Source organism: Nevskia sp., from assembly GCF_021732705.1.
In the GTDB taxonomy this organism is placed as follows: Bacteria; Pseudomonadota; Gammaproteobacteria; order Nevskiales; family Nevskiaceae; genus Nevskia.
In genome coordinates this window covers 157,396-178,496 of sequence record NZ_JAKFUM010000007.1, presented here as the reverse complement: position 1 = coordinate 178,496, position 21,101 = coordinate 157,396, and the positions used below count along the sequence as shown (strand labels likewise).

At 65.1% G+C, this 21,101-nt stretch carries 18 protein-coding genes and 1 tRNA gene; 16 read left to right on the top strand and 3 right to left on the bottom strand.

From position 1 onward, the window contains the following. Nucleotides 1–54: 54 nt before the first annotated feature. From QZ951_RS07890 to QZ951_RS07830, 13 genes are read left to right on the top strand one after another with little or no spacing between them, the layout of a single operon-like run. Nucleotides 55–1,743: a hypothetical protein gene (locus QZ951_RS07890; RefSeq protein WP_292999993.1), complete on the top strand. Its 1,689-nt coding sequence runs from the start codon at nucleotides 55–57 to the stop codon at nucleotides 1,741–1,743. 33 nt (nucleotides 1,744–1,776) lie between these two features. Continuing rightward, nucleotides 1,777–2,151 carry a hypothetical protein gene (locus tag QZ951_RS07885; RefSeq protein WP_292999992.1) on the top strand — a complete coding sequence of 125 codons (375 nt, stop codon included), beginning with the start codon at nucleotides 1,777–1,779 and terminating at the stop codon, nucleotides 2,149–2,151. A 24-nt stretch (nucleotides 2,152–2,175) separates the two neighbouring features. After that, nucleotides 2,176–3,798, top strand: a complete 1,623-nt coding sequence (locus tag QZ951_RS07880; RefSeq protein WP_292999991.1) for a hypothetical protein — start codon at nucleotides 2,176–2,178, stop codon at nucleotides 3,796–3,798. A gap of 14 nt (nucleotides 3,799–3,812) precedes the next feature. Next, nucleotides 3,813–4,541 (top strand): hypothetical protein, encoded by a 729-nt coding sequence (locus tag QZ951_RS07875; protein ID WP_292999990.1) that lies wholly within the window; start codon nucleotides 3,813–3,815, stop codon nucleotides 4,539–4,541. A 3-nt stretch (nucleotides 4,542–4,544) separates the two neighbouring features. Next, nucleotides 4,545–5,321, top strand: coding sequence for a hypothetical protein (locus tag QZ951_RS07870; RefSeq protein ID WP_292999989.1), 777 nt, complete (start codon nucleotides 4,545–4,547; stop codon nucleotides 5,319–5,321). A 59-nt stretch (nucleotides 5,322–5,380) separates the two neighbouring features. Next, the gene (locus tag QZ951_RS07865) at nucleotides 5,381–6,106 is read left to right on the top strand and encodes a hypothetical protein (RefSeq protein WP_292999988.1); all 726 of its coding nucleotides are present in this window, start codon (nucleotides 5,381–5,383) and stop codon (nucleotides 6,104–6,106) included. Then, a complete protein-coding gene (locus QZ951_RS07860) occupies nucleotides 6,096–6,347 on the top strand; it encodes a hypothetical protein (protein WP_292999987.1) in 252 nt (83 codons plus the stop codon). Before QZ951_RS07865 ends, QZ951_RS07860 begins: the two co-directional genes overlap by 11 nt. Next, the gene (locus QZ951_RS07855; RefSeq protein ID WP_292999986.1) at nucleotides 6,344–6,697 is read left to right on the top strand and encodes a hypothetical protein; all 354 of its coding nucleotides are present in this window, start codon (nucleotides 6,344–6,346) and stop codon (nucleotides 6,695–6,697) included. Before QZ951_RS07860 ends, QZ951_RS07855 begins: the two co-directional genes overlap by 4 nt. Next, nucleotides 6,697–7,146, top strand: coding sequence for a hypothetical protein (locus QZ951_RS07850; RefSeq protein ID WP_292999985.1), 450 nt, complete (start codon nucleotides 6,697–6,699; stop codon nucleotides 7,144–7,146). Before QZ951_RS07855 ends, QZ951_RS07850 begins: the two co-directional genes overlap by 1 nt. Continuing rightward, a complete protein-coding gene (locus QZ951_RS07845; protein WP_292999984.1) occupies nucleotides 7,143–7,496 on the top strand; it encodes a hypothetical protein in 354 nt (117 codons plus the stop codon). Before QZ951_RS07850 ends, QZ951_RS07845 begins: the two co-directional genes overlap by 4 nt. Continuing rightward, a complete protein-coding gene (locus QZ951_RS07840) occupies nucleotides 7,496–10,384 on the top strand; it encodes a DUF1800 family protein (protein ID WP_292999983.1) in 2,889 nt (962 codons plus the stop codon). Before QZ951_RS07845 ends, QZ951_RS07840 begins: the two co-directional genes overlap by 1 nt. Nucleotide 10,385: 1 nt before the next feature. After that, a complete protein-coding gene (locus QZ951_RS07835; protein ID WP_292999982.1) occupies nucleotides 10,386–11,633 on the top strand; it encodes a DUF1501 domain-containing protein in 1,248 nt (415 codons plus the stop codon). A 32-nt stretch (nucleotides 11,634–11,665) separates the two neighbouring features. Further along, on the top strand, nucleotides 11,666–11,911 hold the full coding sequence (locus tag QZ951_RS07830; protein ID WP_292999981.1) for a hypothetical protein: 246 nt from the start codon (nucleotides 11,666–11,668) through the stop codon (nucleotides 11,909–11,911). 53 nt (nucleotides 11,912–11,964) lie between these two features. Here QZ951_RS07830 and QZ951_RS07825 read toward each other — a convergent pair. Further along, nucleotides 11,965–12,039: transfer RNA gene (locus tag QZ951_RS07825), tRNA-Val, on the bottom strand. 186 nt (nucleotides 12,040–12,225) lie between these two features. On the opposite strand from QZ951_RS07825, the gene QZ951_RS07820 reads away from it, so the two are divergent. Further along, nucleotides 12,226–14,208 (top strand): glycoside hydrolase family 9 protein, encoded by a 1,983-nt coding sequence (locus QZ951_RS07820; RefSeq protein ID WP_292999980.1) that lies wholly within the window; start codon nucleotides 12,226–12,228, stop codon nucleotides 14,206–14,208. A gap of 224 nt (nucleotides 14,209–14,432) precedes the next feature. Here the strand turns inward: QZ951_RS07820 and QZ951_RS07815 are convergent, their stop codons facing one another. Beyond that, on the bottom strand, nucleotides 14,433–15,740 hold the full coding sequence (locus QZ951_RS07815; RefSeq protein WP_292999979.1) for a nucleoside transporter C-terminal domain-containing protein: 1,308 nt from the start codon (nucleotides 15,738–15,740) through the stop codon (nucleotides 14,433–14,435). Between the two features lie 416 nt (nucleotides 15,741–16,156). Then, nucleotides 16,157–17,875 carry a potassium/proton antiporter gene (locus tag QZ951_RS07810; RefSeq protein WP_292999978.1) on the bottom strand — a complete coding sequence of 573 codons (1,719 nt, stop codon included), beginning with the start codon at nucleotides 17,873–17,875 and terminating at the stop codon, nucleotides 16,157–16,159. A 244-nt stretch (nucleotides 17,876–18,119) separates the two neighbouring features. On the opposite strand from QZ951_RS07810, the gene QZ951_RS07805 reads away from it, so the two are divergent. Beyond that, nucleotides 18,120–18,878 (top strand): DsbC family protein, encoded by a 759-nt coding sequence (locus QZ951_RS07805; RefSeq protein ID WP_292999977.1) that lies wholly within the window; start codon nucleotides 18,120–18,122, stop codon nucleotides 18,876–18,878. 266 nt (nucleotides 18,879–19,144) lie between these two features. Next, nucleotides 19,145–21,076 (top strand): hypothetical protein, encoded by a 1,932-nt coding sequence (locus QZ951_RS07800; protein WP_292999976.1) that lies wholly within the window; start codon nucleotides 19,145–19,147, stop codon nucleotides 21,074–21,076. Nucleotides 21,077–21,101 lie beyond the last annotated feature (25 nt).

The following is a 21,101-nucleotide window of genomic DNA, read 5'->3' as shown; positions in this document are numbered from 1 at the left end:
CATCTCGCACAGCCAATCGCGCATTTCGCGCACTCGTTGAAACCCGGAGAAGCCATGTCGAATCATCCCACCCTTGCGGATCAGCGTCGTGCCGCACGATTCACCACTGAACTGCGCGCTGTCGCTGCCGGCTCGAACGGAACGCTTGATTCCGCCGCCGCCGCCGACTTCGTGACCGCTGCTGAAAGCCGGCCGGGCAATACCCCGGTGCCGGAGGCGCTTGCCGCAATCCTCGACTCGACGCCGCCGACCAAGCGCGAATCCCTGCTGTCCAACTTCCTCGACGGCGTCAGCAACTACGAGAAGGAGCACGGCCGCGCGCCGGGCGGCGATCTGATCCATTACGCGCTGCACATGGGGCACAGCCTCGTGCCGTCCCAGCGCAAGCTGATCGGCCTGGGCAACACCCTCGACAACACCCTGGATTCGGCCGAGTCGGGCCATCACGACCAGATCAGCTTGCACCCGAACGCCCCGGCGATCGGCATCATCACGTCGTTCGTGCAGGCCATTCCGTTCGCGGGCTACGTCTCCGCCGACATGAAGTCGAACGAAGGCCGCGTGATCATCATCAGCCACAACGCCGAAAACGATGCCGGCGAAGTTCTGGCTGGCGACTCGCTCGACGGCGTGCCGTCCGGCGACGTGTTCATGACTTCGGAGCGCTCGATTGCGCTTGCCCCAGGCGCGACCATGGCGGGCAACTTCCGTGCGCGCATGACCGACGACCAGACGGTCGACGGAGCCAGCCCGCCCGTGCGCATCCTGAAGGGCCGTACGGCGGTCTATGTCAACGGCAAGATCGCGGCGCGCGAAATCGAATCGGCTGGCGCTGCGCAGACCATCGTCGGCTCCGTGATCCTCGCCGGCACCACGTATGCAATCGGCGGCACCGTCACCCCCAGCACTGGCGCATTCGCGATCACGTCGGCCCCGGCGCTCCCGGCCGGCGCGCTCGTGCACATCACCGGTTTCATCGACTTCGAGGACAACCAGTCGGCCCTGACCGCCCGGTTCAGCACGAAGGCTGAAGTCTTCAAGATTTACGCCAATCCGGACCGCGGCATCGTGCGCGCGAGCGTCGACGCGATCGGCCAGTTCGAGGCCGAAGTCGGCCTGTCGCCGCTGACCATGTCGAGCGAGGCCGCGCGTATCCAGTTCATGAACGAACGCCACTACCGCGCGCTGCGCAAGCTGTATCGGATCGCCCAGTCGAACGGCAACGTCGAGACCTTCAACTTCGACTGGCCGAATGCCAGCCAGCAGAAGATTCGTTCGATGGTCTGGCTGGACTTCCTCGCAGTGCTGGGAATCACCGGTCAGCGCATGGCTGAAGCGACCAAGGACCATGGCGTCACGCAGCTGTATGTGCCGCGCAACGTCGGGGCGCAGATGAAGTACCTGCCGCGCGATATGTTCACGCCGGCGGGCATCACCGAGCGCGCGGGCATCTATCGCCTGGGCAGGTTCATGGATGTCGTCGACGTGTATTACTCGCCGAAGGTGGTTTCGCAGACGGCGGACAACAAGGGCGCGACGATCCTCGCGATTGGCACGTCGATGACCGCGGCGCGTAACCCGATCATCATCAGCGACGCTGTCGCGCCGAGCTTCTTCCCGCTGTCGACCGGCAACGACATGAATTCGGGCTACGGCTTCTACGCGCGTACCTACACCGAGACCAACCCGCACGACCTTTCGGCCGTCGGCGCGGCCCTGATCGAAGTCACCAACCTGTTCTAAGCAGACAGGCCGACCACTTCAGGAGCCGAACCGATGCCGAAGTCCACTCAAAACCCGTCGAGCGAGCCGACCGCTGAAGAGCAGAAGGCCGCTGCCGACGCTCAGGCCGCTGCCGATGCGAAGACCGCTGCCGACGCTCAGGCCGCTGCCGACGCGAAGGCCGCTGCCGATGCGAAAGCCGCTGCCTCTCTGTCGCCGCCGGAATGGCCAAAGGTCATGCGCGTCGTCAACAACACGGCGCGATCGCTTTCGTTCCCGGCCGTATCAGCAAACATCGCTCCGTACGGCGGCGTTGCCGACGTGACGTTCAACACGCCCGACGACGAACAGCGTCTGCGCACCGATTTGAAGCAGCTTGCTGAACTGCACCGGTGGGCCGATTCAGCCGTCGAACTCACGCCGCTGTAAGCCCCCTAACAGGAAGCTACGATCATGGTCAAGGCATTCGTCCGACAGCTTGGCGCGCAGCCTGGCGTTCAGCTCAGCCCCCTTCGCGATCTGAGCGAAGGCTTCGCGCCTGATCAATCGGACCAAGTGTTTGCAGTCCCGATGCGATCAAAGCGCGGGCGCATTGATCGCCCGTTTCTGGTCAATGCCGGCAACGCACTGCGCCGCCTCGGAAGCGGCGAATCCATTCGGGCCTCGGCACTGAACGAGGCGCTCGTACAGGTCAACGAGGCGCTGAACAGTGGCGCGGCAGCGGCGGTCGTGCACCGACTCACCACTGCCGGCGCATCCCTGAGCTACATCATCGTCACCGCTGACGCCGTCACCGGCAATCTGGCGTTCAGCGTGTCGGCCAGCTTGCCTGGCACGGCGTACCTGATGGCGATTCGGCACATGGATTGCTTTGCCGACGGCATCCGGGTCGAAGTGCACGCCGACGCGCTGATGATGAATGGGGCGCAGGTCGATGCCACGTCCGTGACCGTGCAGCTGCGCGATCCGGTCGATGGGGAAATCCTGTTCAGCGTGACCGGATCGCTGAACGCGGCGGCGCTTGATGACTTCGGCCGGTCGCTGTACCTGCCGAGCGTCGCCTCGCAGTTCGACGAGAACGAGTCGGTGCAGTTCGTCGTCCCGCCGGGCGGGACGATCCGCGTAGGGTCGAACGCCTATGGCCGCGACGCGAACGGCCTAGATCGCACCGCGCAATCCGCCGTCCTTTCGTACTTCCTGGAAGGCAGCACGGGGTACATGGCGGCGGATTACACGCTCGCACGAACCCGGCTGGCCGAAACGACGCTGCAGTTCGACTACATCGCGTCGGGCGGATCGCAGTCGACCGCCCTTCTCGCGCAGATGGCGCAGCTTGCCTACGACACCGGCCGCCAGTTCCGCTTCGACGTGGCCGGCACTCTGCTTCCGGATCAAGCCATCGCGTTCGTGAACCAGCTCGCGATCGACAGCCACTACTGCGCGGCATTTTGGGCTCCAATCCAGTCCGATGACGCCCTGAACGGCGGGCGCGCAGTCATCGGCACTGCGGCCTACAACATCGCGCGCGCATGCGCTCGCAACGCTGTGACGAACGCGCAGGGACTCGCTGCGAAGAACCGGCCGATCGCCGGCCGCGGGAACCCGATCAATCGAACCGGTATCCGTCAGCTCGTCATGCCGACGCAGGCCGACCTGTCGAATCTTGCGAACGCGCACATCAATCCGGTGCTGTTCGAGCGCTTTGACGGCGGAGGGCAGTATGTCTTCGCCGACTCGCTGACCTTGGCACGCACGAATTCGAGCTTCCGCAAGCTGATCGCGGTCTCGGATATGTCGACCGATCTCGACAACCGAATCACCGAATTTCTTCGGGGGGTCATCCATCTCCCGATTTCAGAAGCCACGCGAAAGGCCCGCGACTACATGCAGGCGCTGTTTGAATCTGCGCAGGGCGCTGGCTGGCTCGTTCCGAGCGCAGACCTCGACGGCGCGGCTTTCCGCTTCACGGTTGAACCGAATCGGCAGAGCCCGGAAGACCGCATTGATGCGGCCTACGCGCTGCGCTACGACGGGACGACTCGCCAGATTTTCGCCACCCAATCCATCGTCCGCTGACTGAGACAAGCACCATGAACAATGGCATTCCCGATTACATGCAGCGCATGAGCGACCGTGCGACCCTCGACAGCGCGGTGGATCGCGCTGCGGCGGACATGGTCAACACGTTCGACGCGGCCGAAGCCGTCGCCGACTATGTCGAAACCGATCTGCGGATGACCGCCATCAAGATCGTGATGTCCTGGGTCGAAACGGACATGGCCGATCTCGACGAGGGTGAAACCTTGTCCGATCGCCTGATCGCGATGCTGATCGAAAGCGTCGATGAAGACGGCGACGACGATCTGAACGACATGGAAATCGATGCGCTGAACATCGCGATCGAAGGCGCATGGGATTACATCACCGGCAAGGGCGTGTCTGGCGAGGACGCCGACATGCTGCTGAACGATGCGGACGAAGAGGCCGGCATGCGCGTGCGCGACATGCTCGTCGAGAAGATGGCCGACGGTGAAACTGAGTACGACAGCGCCTACACGACCGCCGTGCACGGAATGGACGGCATGACGGTCGACGCGATCAGCGCCAAGCTGCGCGGCAAGATGACGATCGGCCACAAGCACGGCCGAAAGAAGATCGTTCACCACATGCTCCGGCGCATTCGGCGCACCGGCAAGCAGCGAGCCGCGTTCCAGAAAGCCCGCCGGCGGGCGCACTCCGGGAACGCGCTGAAGCTCAACATGCGCAGCAACCGGCTGACCCGTCGCATCTTCGGTGGCCGGCGCAAGGTCGTCGGATAACCGGTGGCGGCACTGGGATCGCGTTGGGATGGGCTATCAGAGCACCTGATAGCCCATTTTTACGCGCTCGACAAAGACGGCAACGTCGACACGTCGGAGCCGGAAGTCTTCGCCCCGTTCGCCGAAGGCGCAGAAATGGCGATGCAGTACAACTGGCAATCGCCGTTCGAGCACATGGGGCCTGAATCAAAGGCCCCGGCGATCACTGCTCTTCTGCAGTCTGGTGCGCTTTCGGCGTTCAGCTCGCAAGCTCGCGGAGTGCTCAATTTTTTCGGATTTTCGGCCGATGGCCAGAATCAGAGCGCGTATGACCGGTTCGTCGATTCAGCGAAGGGGCGCACGGGGATCACGAAAATCAATTCGACGCAGATTTTCAACGGCATGCCGCCGCTGCGCTTGACGTGCACCGTGCTCTTCCGGGCCTGGGCCGATCCAGAACGGGAAGTCGAAGCCCCGATCCGCCAGCTCATGCGCTGGGCCGCCCCGAAAAAGCTGGCTGAGCGCGGAATCTTCAGCGGCGCAAGCGACGAGCGAAGCGGGATCGAGTACCTGTTGCCGTCCGAAGCGCCGACGCGAATTGCGATTGCATACGCCAATCGGACGTTCGCCGACATGGTGATTGAGTCGATCAGCGAGCCGCTGACTTCGCCTCGTGCGCGCGACGGCAGATACACGATGGTCGCGCTCCCCATGCAGATCGCAAGCCTGGCCGCGCTCGACCGCGGCGATATGCAGCGCCTGCTGCGCGGTGACGGCCGAATTGGTACGCGAGAGCCCTGATGATTTCGATAGCACCTGTGCGCACCCGGCGAATGTCGATCCGGATGCGGGAGCTTCCGATGGGGGAAGCCATCCGGCTTCTGTCCATGCACCCGACCCGGTATGAAGCCGCCGCGACTGAGTTCCTGCATGCGGTGATAACCGAAGCCGCGCAGCCGTCCTCGTCGTTCGTCGCCGATCCGCTTGCGATGACGGTTCAGGAACGCACCTTCTTGGTCTGCCATTACCTCGCGACGATGTCCGAAGAGGGCGATTTCGCCGTCGGTGACGATGCGCGCTACAGCGACTACCTGCATGTTGGCCGCGACTTCCCTTTGGAGCCTGCGATCAGCCTTGGCGGCATCGCTGGGGCGACGTGGACGCTGCATCCGCTTCTTGGCGCGCATGCGGAGGCGATCGAGCGACTGCAACTCGAAGACCCCGCGTCGTCGCGGTTCCACTGGGTCACCGGGGCGATGGCAGCCCAGCTGCGAAAAGCCGACGAGCGCGCGCCGGACGCTGTCATAGCGCACGCGGAGTTCTTGGACTGGCTGCGCTCGCGCATGGCGTGGATGAAGCTGCTTGCCGAATCCGATTACGCGGAGCTGTTTGGCGCGTATTGGATCGCCAACCAACAAGCCGCGCACTTCTTCCAAATCGACTTCGACCGCCATGGCGTTCTGTGCCAGCCGGTCAACGAACCATCGGAAGGGGCTGGGGTGGCCCCGGCGCGATTTCCCGCCCTTTCCAACATCGGCGCGGTTGCGGTCGGACTCAGCGGAAAATCTCACGTCGATGGCGGGTGACCTGGCTCTAAATTGCAAGGCGTGTTCCTACCCCGAAGCCTTGCAAATGCCGCAGTCAGCGATCAATGACCTGCTGAAGTCGAAGAGCTTCCATCGCTTCACGAAAGCCCGCGAGGCTGAAGCCAAGATGAGCGTCGCGCTGATTGAGCGCATGGATGCTGTCTCCGTCAACATCGGGAAACTCGGGGAAGGGCTCTTCAAGGCGCTTGCCGCTGCGCTTTCGTCGCGGGGCCGCAAATGAGCTACGGACGAATTCCCCTTGCTCAGATCGACCACGGGAGCACCTATCCCGCCTGGTACTTCGACTGCCTCGACGATGCCGATCTTCCCTATCGCTTTGGCGAAGACGCATCGGTTGTCGCCGAGATTCGGACATCGCTCGGAGACCTCGTGTACCGCTACTCCACTGCCGGCGGAACAGCCGCGGCAGTCGGGCAGCGCGTGTCTTTCGCGGAGATCGACGCCGCCACGACGGCCGCGCTGCGGCCCGGCACGCACACCTTCACCGCGCGCGTGACCAATGCGGACGGCTACGCCCGGACGTTTCTGGAAGCCCGGAAATTCAGCATTGCCGTGAGGGGAGCGAACTGATGGGCCGCGTGATCGTTGTTCAGCCTGGAAGGGCGGTTGTCGAAATTCCTTTGGCGCTCCCGTTCGTGCCGCTCCCGCAAGACGATCGTGCGGGCATTCAAACCGCCGTTGCGGCCGATCGCATCGAGGCTTACCGCGCGGTTCGCTTCGTCTCCGAAAACTCGGTGGCGCATGCGGCGACGCCAAGCGCTCAGCATGCAGGGGCTGTCCGCGGGGTCGCGATCGAGCCGGCAAATCCTGGGCAGTACGTTCGATTCCGCACCGACGGCGTCGAGCGCATCCGCGGCGCGCAGTTTGTCCCTGACGAGCCTGTTTTTTCGGGGCTTGCGGGGGCGCTCACGCAAAGCACTTCAGGCCTTGATGCCGACGTGCAGATTGGGACCGCGATCACCGCTGAAGCGATGCTGGTCCGGATCGAGTTGCCGGTCTACCGGGGAGTGCTCTCATGACCGCTCGCTTACCGCTGGTTCGATCCGGCATGAGGACGACCGAGCTTCCGCTTGGCGATTTCATCGCGATGACCTTGGTCGTCGCGATGCACGGCGACACGCGGCCAGACCCCGGCGGGCTGGACGCGATTGGCGTTACCGGCTGGTCAGCAGTTGCCAAGACGCCGATGCACTGGGACGGCCATGCTTGGCGCTTCTCGTCGGTGCCTGCCTCCCTGAACCACATCCGGCATGGCCAAGTCGTGGCCATCCCCGCGGATCACAACCTGCTTATCGCCGGCACCCTCGTGATTGAGGGTTCCGGTGTGCTGCTCCTGCAAGGCAATGCCATCGCTTTCGAGATCAACTGATGCCTATCGAACAAAACATGCTGTCCGACGAAGCCGCCCCGCGCCCGGCGCGGCCCGGTGCGTTCATGACGTTCCTTTCCACCGAAGGCGTCTGGAAGAAGAAGGATTATGCCGGCGTCGTCACGCTTGCATCGCCGCCTGGCGGCGGTGGGTCAATCCCGGCACCGGTTCTGTCGACGCTCTCGCTGTCCGCCGCGACTATTGATTCCGGTTCTGCAAACGGCACCCCAGTCGGCATGATTCTCGGGGCGACGGCCGGCTCGACGCTGTCGCTGACCGACACGGCCGGCGGTCGCTTCGCGCTGTCGGGCATGAACGTCGTCGCCGGCTCGACGCCGACCGACCGTGCCGTCAGCGCGGTGCACACAATCACCGTGCGCGAGACGTTGGCGGGGGCTACCGGTTCGCCTCGCGATACGACGCTCATGATCTCCGTCGCCGCAGTTGCAGTTGCGCCGACGCTTGCGCAGCTTGCTCTGTCCGGCACCGTGGTTGCCGAAGGGGCCGCGGCCGGCACTGCGGTTGGCACGCTGTCGGGGCGCACTGTCGGCTCGACGCTGTCGCTGATCGACACGGCCGGCGGACGTTTCGCGCTGAACGGCCTTGCGATCGTGACCGGAACCGTTCCGACCGATTACGCCGCATCGACGAGTCATCTGATCACGGTCCGCGAGACGCTGGCCGGCGCATCCGGCTCGCCGCGCGACACGGCAATCACCATTGCGGTGACCGACGTTGCCCCGGCCGTGTCGCTCGCTGCGCTGACGCTGAGCAACGCGACCCTGACCGAAGCCAGTCTGGCCGGCACGCTTGTCGGCGCGATCGTCGGCCGCACGCTCGGATCGACCCTGGCGCTGGCGAACGATGCCGGCGGTCGTTTTGCCCTGAACAGCGGCAACCTGGTTGCCGGTGCGACCGCGACCAACTTCGATGTGTCCCCTACGCACGAAATCGTGCTGCGCGAGGCGCTGGCTGGTGCATCCGGCTCGCCGCGCGATACCGCGATCACGGTCACCATCGTGGACGCGACCGTGCTCGCTCCCTTGACCCTCGCTGGTGGCTCGATCGTCGAGGGCAGCGCGCCCGCCATCCTGGTCGGTACCATTTCTGGCATCACGATTGGCTCGACGCTGTCGCTGACCGATACGGCCGGCGGTCGCTTCGCGCTGTCGGGCATGACGATCGTGACTGGGGCGGTCGCCACAGATTTCAGCGAGGCGCAGACGCACTCGATCACGGTGACCGAAACCCTTGCCGGTTCGCCGAATTCGCCTCGCGCGTCAACGCTGCAGGTCACGGTGACTGCCGCTGCCCCGGCGGTGCCGCTGACGCTCGCGACCGCTGCTCGGTTCCTGAACAACGCGACGATGGGAGCGAGCCCGACCGAGGCTGAAGCCCTTGTCGGCGTGACGAACCTTGACCCGTGGTTCGCTGCGCAAGCCGCTGCGCCTCCGTCGACCACGGGTATCACCGCAGTCAACCAAGGCCAGCGCGACGGGCCATGGATGCGCGGCGCGCTCCTGGGGACGGATCAGCTTCGGCAACGCATGGCGTTTGCCTTGTCGGGCATTCTGGTGTGCGCAGATTCCGGCTTTTTCGTCGAGAACCGTCAGCCCCTCGCGGTTTACGGCGATCTGCTCGTCACGCATGCGCTGGGCAGCTTCCGCAGCTTGATCGGCGCTGTTTCCCGCAACGAAACGATGGGCGTGTTCCTGTCGCACTTCAAGAACCAGAAAGCCGACCCCGCCACTGGCCGCCGGCCTGACGAAAACTTCGCGCGCGAAGTCATGGAACTGTTCACGATCGGCTTGTACCGGCTGAACTCGGATGGCTCGCGCCAGCTCGACGCCAACGGCCGGCCGATCCCGAACTACACGCAGCCGATGGTCACCGGCTCCGCCGCAGTTTGGACCGGCCTCGGCCCCAACCCGAATGGCGCTCCGTTTTCGTCCGACTACGAGCGCGGGCTGATTTGGGAGTACCAAACGTCGCCGGCCGAACGTCGTTTGTGTTCGCAGATGGCGTCCTATCCGGCATATCACGAGACCGGAGCCAAAACGATCATCGACGGCATCGTGATCCCGGCCGGCGGCACTGTGGACAGCGACATCGACGCCTTGCTGGATGCCCTCGTCGCGCACCCGTCGTGCGCGCCGTTCATCTCGCGCCAACTGATCGTGAAGCTGGTCACGTCGAACCCGTCGCCGGCCTACATCTCGCGCGTGGTCGCCGCCTGGAACGCAACGAACGGGAATCTTCTGCAGGTCGCGCGGGCGATCCTGACGGATACCGAGGCCATGAATCCGACGCCGGGCACTCCGAGCGCAGCGGGCAAGGCGCAGGAGCCCATGCTGGCTGTGCTTCGTATGTATCGGGCGTTCTCGGCGACATCGGAGAACGGCCTGTACGACAGCGATCAGATGCACATTTACTTCAACAGCGAGCTGCGGAACCGCTTCCTGTCTGCGCCGTCGGTTTTCAATTTCTATCAGCCGGCGTTCATCCGGCCGGAAGTTCCCGGCTACTTCATGCCAGAGCTTCAGCTCGCGACCGAATCGGCGCTCACCGCCGCCGCCGACGAAATGGCCCGACTGGCATATCAGTTCCGCGACGCCGCGGGCGTGCGCTATGCCAGCGAGTTCTACAGCGTTGTCCCTGCCGGAACGAACGTGGGCGTGGCCTACCTGAACACGGCGTACTGGGAGCCGTATGCGGCCGATCCTGCGGCGCTGGTGGCGCGGATGTCGGACATCCTCACCGGCGGCAGGATGTCACCGCAGAACCAGGCTGTCATCGCAAACGCGCTGACCGGCATCCCGAATCCCGCACGTCGCGCCGTGATGGCGATGTCGATCTTCATTACCTCGCCACAGTACACGGTGAACTGAAATGTTTAATGATTACAAGGCACTGGTGTACGTCTATCTGAACGGTGGACTGAGCCCGTGGGCTTCGGTTGTTCCGCTTTCGGGCTACTCGACCTATGCGGCTCGCCGCGGTGCGTTGGCGATCCCGCAAGGCTCAGCGCTCGTCCTGAACGGCACCGCGAGCGATGGCGGCATGTATGGCCTGAACCCGAATCTGTCCGCGCTTCACACCCGCTTCAACGCGGGCAAGGTCGCGCTGATCTGCAACGCCGGGAATCTCGTGCAGCCGACGACGCTGGCCCAGTACAACGCAGGGGTTTCACTGCCGCCGCAACTGTTCTCGCACTTCGAGCAGACCCGGCTTGTGCAGACCGGCACCGGGGACGCTTACGACGGCTTCGGCTGGGCCGGCCGTCTTGCGGACTACCTCGCCGCCCAAGGCCTCACGCAAGCGCTGCCGGTGAACATCAATATCGGCGGGAACCCGACTCTGCAGGTAGGCGTAGACACGTCTCCGTACGCGGTAACGGCCAACGGCGCGATCTCGCCGCGCCTACACGGCGGCGTGTTTGGCGGCGGGCCGTCGACCGCGGCCAATGCGCTTCTGGCCAACGCGCGCACCGAGACCAATCCGATCACGAGGACGCTGGGGAGCGTCTATGACAGCGCCATCAGCAAGCGCGACATCTACAACAGTGCCGTGGCTGCAGCCGGCGACGTTGTGACGACTTTCCCCGGATCACAGCTTGGCGTTCAGCTTCGCCAGGTGGCACGAACGATCAAGGCGCGCACCCAGGTCAATCCTCCCGACGGGTTCGGCCGCGAGATTTTCTTCGTGCAGCTCGGCGGATTCGACTCGCATGATTCGGAAATTGCGAACTTGCCCGGCCTGATGGCGCAGTTCTCGACGGCCGTCGACGTGTTCCTCACCGAGATGACCGCTCAGGGCGTCGCGAACAACGTGATGGTGCTCGAACAGTCCGACTTCGGCCGAACGCTCACCAGCAACGGCGACGGCTCGGACCACGGCTGGGGCACGTTTTACTTCGCCGCCGGCGGGCCGGTCATCGGTGGCTACTACGGCCAGATGCCCAGCCTCGCGATCGGCGGGCCGCTGGATGTCGGGCAGGGCCGGTACATTCCGACCACGTCGATCGATCAGATCGCCGCGACGTGCGCGAAGTGGATGGGCGTCCCGGACAGCGCCCTGAACGGCATTTTCCCCAACCTGCCGAACTTCGCGACGCGCGACCTCGGGTTCCTCGCGTGACCCCGCCCGCTCATCGCTCCAGGAAAGCTGAAATGGCGAACGACGACCGCAGGCAGACGGATTACCGGATGACCGCTCACGAGCGAATTTGCGAGGAACGGCACACGACGATCAATCGACGCCTGCAGAACGTCGAGGAAGCGGTTGCGCCGATCCCGGTGATGGCTGACAACCTGCGAACGATCACCCGAATCATGTGGGTGATCGGTATCGGCATCCTTTGCGCGGTCGGCACGCTGGTTTGGGACGCCGTAGCGCGTCACGGCGGCGGCGTCTAAATTCCGTCTAAATGAAAAAAGCCCGGTGAAAACCGGGCCTAAGTCATTGAATTTGGTGGACAGTACAGGGCTTGAACCTGTGACCCCCGCCGTGTGAAGGCGATGCTCTACCACTGAGCTAACTGTCCGAGGCGCGCATTGTAGGGAGCGATTGCCGGTACTGCAACGCATTCGCGACAATTCCGTTTCGGCGGCCGCAGCGCCGTCCCGGTCCTGCCGGAAATTCGCCTCATCGATCCGGTGGGCGTCCTCCGCGTTCTCTACAGTTGCGGTTCCAGCAGCCGCAAGGCCGCCCCTTGCCAGGAAGTCACCCGATGAACCGTGTTGCCGCCCTGCTGCGTTTCCCGTTGCGCGTCACCATGGCCAGCGTGCTGGCCGGCGGCCTGCTGAGCGGCTGCGATGACGACAGCGAAGGCACCGCGCAAGCGGCCGATGCGCCTGCCGCTGCGGCAGCGGTGGCCAAGGTCAGCGCAGCCACGCGCTCGGTGCCGGATTCGCTGAAGGCGGTGCCGCTCGACCTGCACATCCTCGTCGATCAGTTCGGCTATCGGCCGGGGGATCCGAAGGTCGCGGTGATCCGCAGCCCGGATGCCGGCTTCGACGCCAAGGATCCGTACGTTCCGGGCGAGGACTACGAGGTGCGGCGCGTCGCCGACGGCGAGGTCGTGTTCACCGGCAAGCCGCTGCTGTGGGAGTTCGGCAAGACGCAGGATTCGTCCGGCGATCACGGCTGGTGGTTCGATTTCAGCAAGCTCGACGCGCCGGGCGAGTACATCGTGTTCGACACCGAAACCAAGCGCCGCTCGGCGATCTTCTCGATCAAGCCGGATGTCTATGCCGACGCGCTGAAGGCATCGGTCCGCATGTTCTTCTACCAGCGCAGTGCGTTCCGCAAGGATGCGAAGTTTGCCGGCGCCTGCTGGGCCGACGAACCGGCCTACATCCGCGAGTTTCAGGATGTCGAGGCGCGCGACATCAACGATCCCGGCAACCCGGCCAAGGCGCGTGACCTGAGCGGTGGCTGGTTCGATGCCGGCGACACCAACAAGTACGTGACCTATGCCATGCAGCCGGTCCACCAGTTGCTGACGTCCTACGAGCTGAACCCGAAGGTCTTCTCCGACGACTTCAACATCCCGGAGTCCGGCAACGGCATTCCGGATGTGATCGACGAAGTGAAGTGGGAGATCGACTGGCTGAAGAAGATGCAGAACCCGGATGGCAGTGCTGCGCTGAAGGTCGGCGCGATCGATCTGACGCCGGCGGATCCGCCGAGCCGCGACACGGCCAAGCGCTATTACATCGGCAGCTGCACGTCTTCGACCATTGCCGTCGCCAGCATGTTCGCGCATGCCGCGCAGGTCTATCGGCAGTTCCCGGCGCTGGAGAACGAGGCCACGGCGCTGGAAATCCGCGCGATCAAGGCGTGGGAGCGGTATCAGGCGACGCCGGAGAAGGAAACGGCCTGCGACAGCCAGAAGATCCACGCCGGTGATGCCGACCTCGATGTTGGCCAGCAGCAGGGACTTGCCGCAGTCGCGGCGGTCTATCTGTACGCCATCACCGGCGAGAAGGGCTACGACGACTATCTGAAGGCCAACTACCGCGATCTGTACGCATACCGGGACAGCGGCTGGTCGCGCTACTGGCCGTATCAGGGCGAGGCGGCGCTGGCCTACACGCGGCTGCCGCAGGCCGACCCGGGTCTGCGCAAGACCTTCCTTGCCGACAAGCTGGCCGACGTCAAGGCCGGGCACGGCATCTACGGCTCCGTCGCGGGCGATGACCTGTATCGCAACTTCCTGCACGAGCCGCAGTACCACTGGGGCAGCAACAACCCGCGCGCCGGCTATGGCGCGAGCAACATCGATGTCGAGCTGTTCGACATCGACATCAAGGACAAGACGCCGTATCGCACGCGTGCGCTCGACACCTTGCATTACTTCCACGGCGTCAATCCGCTGGGCATCGTCTACCTGACCAACATGGCGTCGTACGGCGCCACGCGCTCGGTGAACGCCGTCTTCCACAAGTGGTTCTGGGAAAAGTCGAAGTGGAGCACCGCCGGAGTTTCCGAATGCGGTCCGGCACCGGGCTACGTGCCCGGCGGCCCGAACGCCACGGCGTCGACCAACGGCGTGCCGCCGACCTTGCAGCCGCCGTCCGGTCAGCCGCCCCAGAAGTCGTTCAAGGACTGGAACACCAACAGCGACGCGCCATGGGTGGTGGCGGAGCCGGCAATCTCGTACCAGGCCGGCTATGTCCGGCTTGTCGCGGCGTTTGCTGCACGGCCGTAACACGTCGCCGGCGCTTCTGTTTCGCGAGATCGTGGCTGGGATCAGCCCCGCGTCAGCGAGGCGTCATCGGTAGCGCGAGCTTCCGCTCGGCGGCGCCAACGCTCAGCCCGGCGCGGCACGGTCCCGATGAATCCGGACCGACGACTGCCGCCGCGTAGCGCCGGCCAGCATCGATGGCGCAACGACGGGCACGTTCGTGTGCCCGGCAGGCGGCGTTTCGAGGCTCAGAAGTGCGCCAGCACGCCGGCGATCGTCGCCGTCATCAGCGTCGCCAGCGTGCCGCCGAGCACGGCGAGCAGGCCGAGGCGGGCGAGGTCGGCGCGACGCGACGGGGCCAGTCCGCCAATGCCGCCGATCTGGATCGCGATCGACGAGAAGTTGGCGAATCCGCACAGCGCGTAAGTCGCGATCACGCGGCTTTCCGGCAGCAGGTTGCCGAGGTTCTTCGACAGGTCGACGTAGGCCACGAATTCGTTGATCACGATCTTCTGGCCGATGAAGCTGCCGACCAGGGTTGCGTCCTGCCACGGCACGCCGATCAGCCAGGCCAGCGGCGCCAGCACATACCCGAAAATCGTCTGCAGGCTCAAGCTCACGTCGCGGCCCGCCCAGCCGGACAGCACGGCATTGATCGTGGTGCCGCCGAGGTCCAGGGTGCCGAGTGCTGCAACCGGCGCGTTGATCAGCGCGATCAGCGCGACGAAGGCCAGCAGCATCGCGCCGACGTTCATCGCGAGCTTCAGGCCTTCGCCGGCTCCGGCCGCGGCGGCATCGATGACATTCGCGGTGTGCTTTTCGACCGGCACGCGGACATCACCGCGGGTCAGCGGCTCGCCGACTTCAGGCCGCAGGATCTTGGCGATCAGGATCGTCGCCGGCGCCGCCATCACGCTCGCCGCAAGCAAGTGCTTGGCGTAGAACGCCGATTCCACCGGATCACCGCCGCCGAGCAGGCCGATGTACGCCGCCATGACCGAGCCGGCGATGTGCGCCATGCCGCCGATCATCACCGTCATCAGCTCGGATTCGGTCATGCGCTCGATGTACGGCTTGATCGTCAACGGCGCTTCGGTCTGGCCGACGAAGACGCTGGCGCAGACCGAGGTGGTTTCAGCCCCCGACACCTTCATCACGCGCGTGATCGCCCAGGCCATGCCCTGCACGATCTTCTGCATCACGCCGAGGTGATACAGCACGCCAGTCAGTGCGGCGAAGAAAATGATCGTCGGCAGCACCTGCACGGCGAAGATGAAGCCGAGCGTGTCGCTCGAGGTCAGCGAGCCGAAGATGAAGGTCGAACCGACCTTGGCGTAGCCGAGCAGCGCGACGAAGCCACCGGCGAGGCTGTCGAAGATGTCGCGACCGAGCGGCGCCTTCAGCACGAAGGTCGCGAAGACGATCTGCAGGGTCACGCCGGTCAGCACCAGCTTGCGGTCGATCGCGCCGCGATTGTTCGAGAACAGCACGCCGATCGCGATCAGCGACGCCAGTCCGAACAAGCCGAATGCCACATGACCCAGAAGCTCCAGCATGAAACCCCTCTCCCGTGAATTTGCTTTGAAACCGTTCGATGACCCGGCCACCGCCGCGATGGCGCGCGTCGCACTGACTGCGACGTGGCGCTCGCGAACTGCCGGATCGTGTCACTGGCGCAACGCACGAACCACACCAGCTGGCGGCGAAACGCCAGTGGAAGTGGCACGACATTGACGAAACCCGCGATCAGCGTCGAGAAAACGCAGCTGCAGCCCGATTCTGCAAGAAATCTCCCCGATGGCCGTGCAGGGGCGCCACCTTTGCGCGAGGCGTAGTGGTCTGCTGCAGGCCAGACTCGGCACTGTGCGGATTTCGCCCGCGTGGCGCAAGCAGCGCTGAAGCGTGATCAAGCGCGATCAACGGTGACGGAACAGCGGACTGCGACGCGGCCGTCGCCGCGTGCGGTCGCGCTTCAGCCGTGCGGCAGACGCAGGCCCAGTTCGACGATCTTCTCGCCATCCATCTTGCGCACCACCAGTTCCATGTCGCCGAGGCGCAGGCGATCGCCGACCACCGGCTTGTGCAGCACGCTGGAAACGAACGCGGCCAGCGTCTTGCCTGGCGCGCCGGATGGCACATCGAGGCCGTAGGCGGCCACCAGATCGGCGAGCGGCGCATCCGGACTCACGACGAATTCGCCGAAGAAGCGCTGTTGTTCCGCTGCCTGCACGCCGCGGGTCGAGGTGAACAGCTTGTCCATCTCGGGCAGTTCGGACTTCGCGACGATCAGCGACAGGTAGTCGCCGCCTTTCAACGTGCCCCACTCGCGGTACGGCACGAGCCTGCCGGCACGGGTCAGGCTGACGATGCGCGAACCATCCTCGATCGGCAGCTGCTTCGGCTTCTTGCCGATCAGCGCGCTGCCGCGGGCCAGACGGTAGCTGACGATCTCGTAGCCGCGCGTGCCGGGCAAATCGATGTCGGCACGGCGAACACGTGTCGACAGCGGCGGCATCTGCAGGTCAAGCAGCCGCGCCGCGGGCGCCACGGTCCAGCCCTGCACGACCAGCGACACCAGCACGATGACGAAAGCGACGTCGAAGAACAGCGTCGAATTCGGTAGCCCCGCCAGTAGCGGAAACGTTGCCAGCACCATCGGCACCGACCCGCGCAGGCCGACCCAGGCCAGATAGACCTGCTCGCGCCACGGGAAGTGGAACGGAAGCAGCGACGCGACCACGGCAATCGGTCGCGCGACGAAGATCAGCGCGGCCGCGGTCAGCAGCGCCGGCTGCAGTGCATCGACCATCCGGCTCGGCGTTGCCAGCAGGCCCAGGGTCAGGAACATACCGATCTGCGCCAGCCAGGCAATGCCGTCGTGGAAGCGCTTGATGCTGGCGTAGGCCCGCAACGGCTGGTTGCCCAGCATCAGGCCGGCGAGGTAGACCGCCAGAAAGCCGCTGCCGCCCAGCGTTGCCGTCACGCCGTAGATCAGCAGCCCGCCGAACATGGTCAGCAGCGGGTACAGCGAATCGCCGAGTTCGACCTTGTTGATCGTCAATATCAACAGCCGGCCACCGCTGTAGCCCAGGCCGACACCGAGCGCCAGTTGCGTGACCAGCAGCAGCGCGATGTCTTCCCAGCTGTAGGTCGCCGGCGCCAGCAGGTAATGAACGAGACCCATGGTCAGCATCACCGCCATCGGATCGTTGGTGCCGGATTCGATCTCCAGTGCGGAGCTGATGCGGTTGTTCAGGCGCACCGAGCGCGTCGACAGCAGCGAGAACACTGCGGCGGCATCGGTCGAGCCAACGATCGCGCCGATCAGGAAGCCTTCGGCCAGAGGCAGCTTGAACAGCGAGGCTGCGACCGCGCCGACGATCGCCGTGGTCAGCAGCACGCCGACCGTCGCCAGCGACAGCGCCGGCCGCAGGCCGACGCGAAAATTCGACAGCGGCGTGCGCAGGCCGCCGTCGAACAGGATCACCGCGAGCGCCGCGGTGCCGGCGATATTCGCCAGCTTGAAGTCGTTGAACACGATCTTGCCCGGGCCGTCCTGACCAGCCAGCAGGCCGACGATCAGGAACACGAGCAGCAGCGGCACGCCCAGCCGCGGCGTCATCGCCGTGGCCAGAATGCTGATCAGGAACAGCGTTCCTGCGACAAGAATGGCGTGGCTGGCAACTTCCATGCGGGACAGCGGGTTCCGGTGGGCAAGGGCAGGGCGGCCGATCGCGGAGCAGGCGCGGCCGTCGGAAGAGCGGGCGAATGCGACGATGCTAACGGATCGACGACATCGAGTCCGCGTGATGCGTCACGGCGCGATGCTGCACCTTGTCAGATCCGGGTCCGGTCGTTGATCCGGGCAGGCGCGCTGAACCGTCCGGCAGGGTTTTTGTCATACTCGGACACACCCTTTCGCCGGACCTCGTCGCATGAAATTCTCTCGCCTGGCCGCCGCCGCGCTGGCCATTCTCGCAACCGGATTCTCCTGGGCGGCCGAGGACGCGGTCAGCGACGCCACGCGGGATCGACTGGTCAAAGCACTCGGCATCAAGCCGGAAAACGTCCGGCCGTCGCCGATTGCCGGCATCCTCGAAATCCAGCACGAGCGGGATTTCGCCTATGTGACTGCCGACGGCAAGTTCCTGTTCCGCGGCGACCTCGTGAACCTCGAAAATGGCGAGGAGCTGACCGAGAACCGCCGCCGGGTCGATCGCCTCGCCGTGCTCAGCACCTTCGGCGACCGCAAGTACATCGAGTTTGCCCCGTCGCCGCCGGTGGTCGCCAAGTACACGGTCACCGTGTTCACCGATGTCGACTGCGGCTACTGCCGCAAGCTGCACTCGGAAATCGCGCAGTACAACGCCAAGGGCATCGCCATCCGTTACGCGTTCTACCCGCGTTCCGGGCCGGATACGGAATCCTGGCGCAGCGCCGAAGCGGTCTGGTGCTCGGCCGACCAGCAGAAGGCGCTGACCGAGGCCAAGAGCGGCGCCACCATCAAGATCAAGGGCAAGGTCTGCGAGAACCCGATCGCGGCCGAATACGAGCTGGCGCAGTCGCTCGGCATTCGCGGCACGCCGATGCTGGTACTGCCGAACGGCGACATCTTCCCGGGTTACCTGCCGCCGGCCGCGCTCGCGAGCAAGCTGGCGGAAGTCAGCGCGAAGAAGGCGCCGACCAAGGGCTGATCCGCGTCGCCGGGGCGGTCGCAGGCGGCGTCCCAGCGCCGCTTGCGCATTCGCTGGCCTGTTCGCCGCGAGCGCTGACGGCCTGCACGGATTCGCTCGCTCCGCGTTCGCGGGGTCGCGACCGTGTCGCTTCATCAGTGCGCATCGCCCGCCGCCGCGCACGGCGGTGGGGTGCGCGACCGTCGCGCCGTGATTGGCGGGCGTCTTGCGTGCACGAGAACGGGCCGCGCCATCGTGCGGGTTTCATCCTTCCGGAGATCGTCGTCGTGAACCTGTTGCGCGCTTGTCGCGGGCGGCTCGCCTGCCTGTTGTGTCTCGCCGTAGTCCTCGGGATCGGTCCGGCGGCCGCGGCCGCACCGCCAGCGCCGAAAGGCGGCCGGTATCCGGGGACGATTGCCGTCGCGGTCGACCTGACCGACACCAGCCGTCGCTTGCTGCGGGTTGCCGAGTCGCTGCCGGTCAGGCCCGGCCCGCTGACGCTGTGGTATCCCGAATGGCTGCCCGGCAATCACGCACCGCGCGGGCCGATCGAGGCTTTGGCGGGACTCATCATCACGACCGACGATGGTCGACGGGTGGAGTGGACGCGTGATCCTGTCGATTCCTTCGCTTTCCGAATGGTGGTGCCGAAACGGGCGAGTCGGCTGAATCTCGAGTTCCAGTACGCCTCGCCGCTGCTGAAGGATCAGGGCCGCTTCGTGGCCACGCCGGAGATCGTCGGGCTGCAGTGGAACGCGGTGGTGCTGTACCCGGCTGGGTTCGATGCCCGGCGCATCGAATTCGAGCCGAGCATCACGGTGCCTGCCGGCTGGCAGTTCGGCACGGCACTGGACGTCGCGCATCGCGACGGCGATCGCATTCGCTTCGCGTCAGTCTCGCTCGACGCACTGATCGATTCGCCGATCTTCGCCGGCCGTCACTTCCGTCAAGTGCTGTTGTCGGATCCCGACGCGAAGGTTCCGGTTCGCCTGAATGTCGTCGCCGACGATGCGAGAAGCCTCGAGATCACCGCGGAGCAGCTCGCCGCGCATCGGGCGCTGGTGCAGGAAGCGCTGCTGCTGTACGGCTCGCAGCATTACGCGCACTACGACTTCCTGCTTGGCCTCAGCGGCAACTTCAGCGGCATCGGGCTTGAACATCATCAGTCCAGCGAGAACGCGCTGGATGCCGACTACTTCAGCGACTGGGACAAGTCGGCCGTCAGCCGCAGCCTGCTGCCGCACGAGTACACGCACTCGTGGAACGGCAAGTTCCGCCGCCCCGCGGACTTGTGGACGCCGCACTTCAACACGCCGATGCGGAACAGCGGCCTGTGGGTCTACGAAGGCATGACCCAGTACTGGGGACAGGTGCTGTCCGCGCGCTCGGGCCTGTGGAAAGAGGAACTCGCACGGGATTCGATCGCCGCCATCGCTGCGAGTCTCGACCGCGGCCGGCCGGGACGTCGCTGGCGGGCGTTGAGCGACACGACGAATCAGCCGCTGCTGACGCCGCGTCGCCCGCTGTCATTCGCCAGTTGGCAGCGCAGCGAGGACTACTACAACGAAGGTCTGCTGATCTGGCTAGATGCCGACACGAAGTTGCGGGAGCTGACGCAGGGGCAGCGCTCGCTGGACGACTTTGCCCGTCGCTTCTTCGGCGTCAACGACGGCTCGTCCACGCCGGAACTGTACGGTTTCGAAGACGTGGTCGCGGCCCTGAACGACGTCGCGCCGTTCGACTGGTCCAGCTTTCTCGATTCACGCCTCGAAGGCCATGGTCCCGGCGCGCCGCTCGACGGTCTCGCTCGAAGCGGCTGGATGCTGGTCTACACCGACAAGCCTTCCGAGTTCACGAAGGGCGTCGACGAAAGACGCAAGACCAAGGACTTCAGCTACTCGCTCGGCATCGTCATGGGCAAGGACGGCGAACTGTCCGACGTGCTGTGGGACAGCCCCGCGTTCAATGCCGGCCTCGCCAAGGGCATGACGCTCGTCGCGGTCGATGGCCGCGCCTACAGCTACGAGCTGCTGCGCGACACGATCAAGGCTGCCAAGTCCGGTGCTGCTCCGATCGAGCTGCTGATGAAAACCTACGATCGCTACAGCACGGTCAAGCTCGACTATCACGACGGCCTGCAGTACCCGCATCTTGAACGGATCGACCACACGCCGGATCGTCTGGCCGACATCCTCCGACAGCGGCGTCCGAATCCGTAAATGGTCGCCCGCCGCGTCCAACCGT

Excerpts from the sequence above, each read along its gene's own strand:
- QZ951_RS07835 (WP_292999982.1), top strand. The coding sequence starts at position 10,386 with ATGTTTAATGATTACAAGGCACTGGTGTACGTCTATCTGAACGGTGGA.
- QZ951_RS07820 (WP_292999980.1), top strand. The coding sequence starts at position 12,226 with ATGAACCGTGTTGCCGCCCTGCTGCGTTTCCCGTTGCGCGTCACCATG.
- QZ951_RS07890 (WP_292999993.1), top strand. The coding sequence starts at position 55 with ATGTCGAATCATCCCACCCTTGCGGATCAGCGTCGTGCCGCACGATTC.
- QZ951_RS07860 (WP_292999987.1), top strand. The coding sequence starts at position 6,096 with ATGGCGGGTGACCTGGCTCTAAATTGCAAGGCGTGTTCCTACCCCGAA.
- QZ951_RS07850 (WP_292999985.1), top strand. The coding sequence starts at position 6,697 with ATGGGCCGCGTGATCGTTGTTCAGCCTGGAAGGGCGGTTGTCGAAATT.
- QZ951_RS07845 (WP_292999984.1), top strand. The coding sequence starts at position 7,143 with ATGACCGCTCGCTTACCGCTGGTTCGATCCGGCATGAGGACGACCGAG.
- QZ951_RS07840 (WP_292999983.1), top strand. The coding sequence starts at position 7,496 with ATGCCTATCGAACAAAACATGCTGTCCGACGAAGCCGCCCCGCGCCCG.
- QZ951_RS07815 (WP_292999979.1), bottom strand. The coding sequence starts at position 15,740 with ATGCTGGAGCTTCTGGGTCATGTGGCATTCGGCTTGTTCGGACTGGCG.
- QZ951_RS07830 (WP_292999981.1), top strand. The coding sequence starts at position 11,666 with ATGGCGAACGACGACCGCAGGCAGACGGATTACCGGATGACCGCTCAC.
- QZ951_RS07865 (WP_292999988.1), top strand. The coding sequence starts at position 5,381 with ATGGGGGAAGCCATCCGGCTTCTGTCCATGCACCCGACCCGGTATGAA.
- QZ951_RS07880 (WP_292999991.1), top strand. The coding sequence starts at position 2,176 with ATGGTCAAGGCATTCGTCCGACAGCTTGGCGCGCAGCCTGGCGTTCAG.
- QZ951_RS07885 (WP_292999992.1), top strand. The coding sequence starts at position 1,777 with ATGCCGAAGTCCACTCAAAACCCGTCGAGCGAGCCGACCGCTGAAGAG.
- QZ951_RS07805 (WP_292999977.1), top strand. The coding sequence starts at position 18,120 with ATGAAATTCTCTCGCCTGGCCGCCGCCGCGCTGGCCATTCTCGCAACC.
- QZ951_RS07810 (WP_292999978.1), bottom strand. The coding sequence starts at position 17,875 with ATGGAAGTTGCCAGCCACGCCATTCTTGTCGCAGGAACGCTGTTCCTG.
- QZ951_RS07855 (WP_292999986.1), top strand. The coding sequence starts at position 6,344 with ATGAGCTACGGACGAATTCCCCTTGCTCAGATCGACCACGGGAGCACC.
- QZ951_RS07875 (WP_292999990.1), top strand. The coding sequence starts at position 3,813 with ATGAACAATGGCATTCCCGATTACATGCAGCGCATGAGCGACCGTGCG.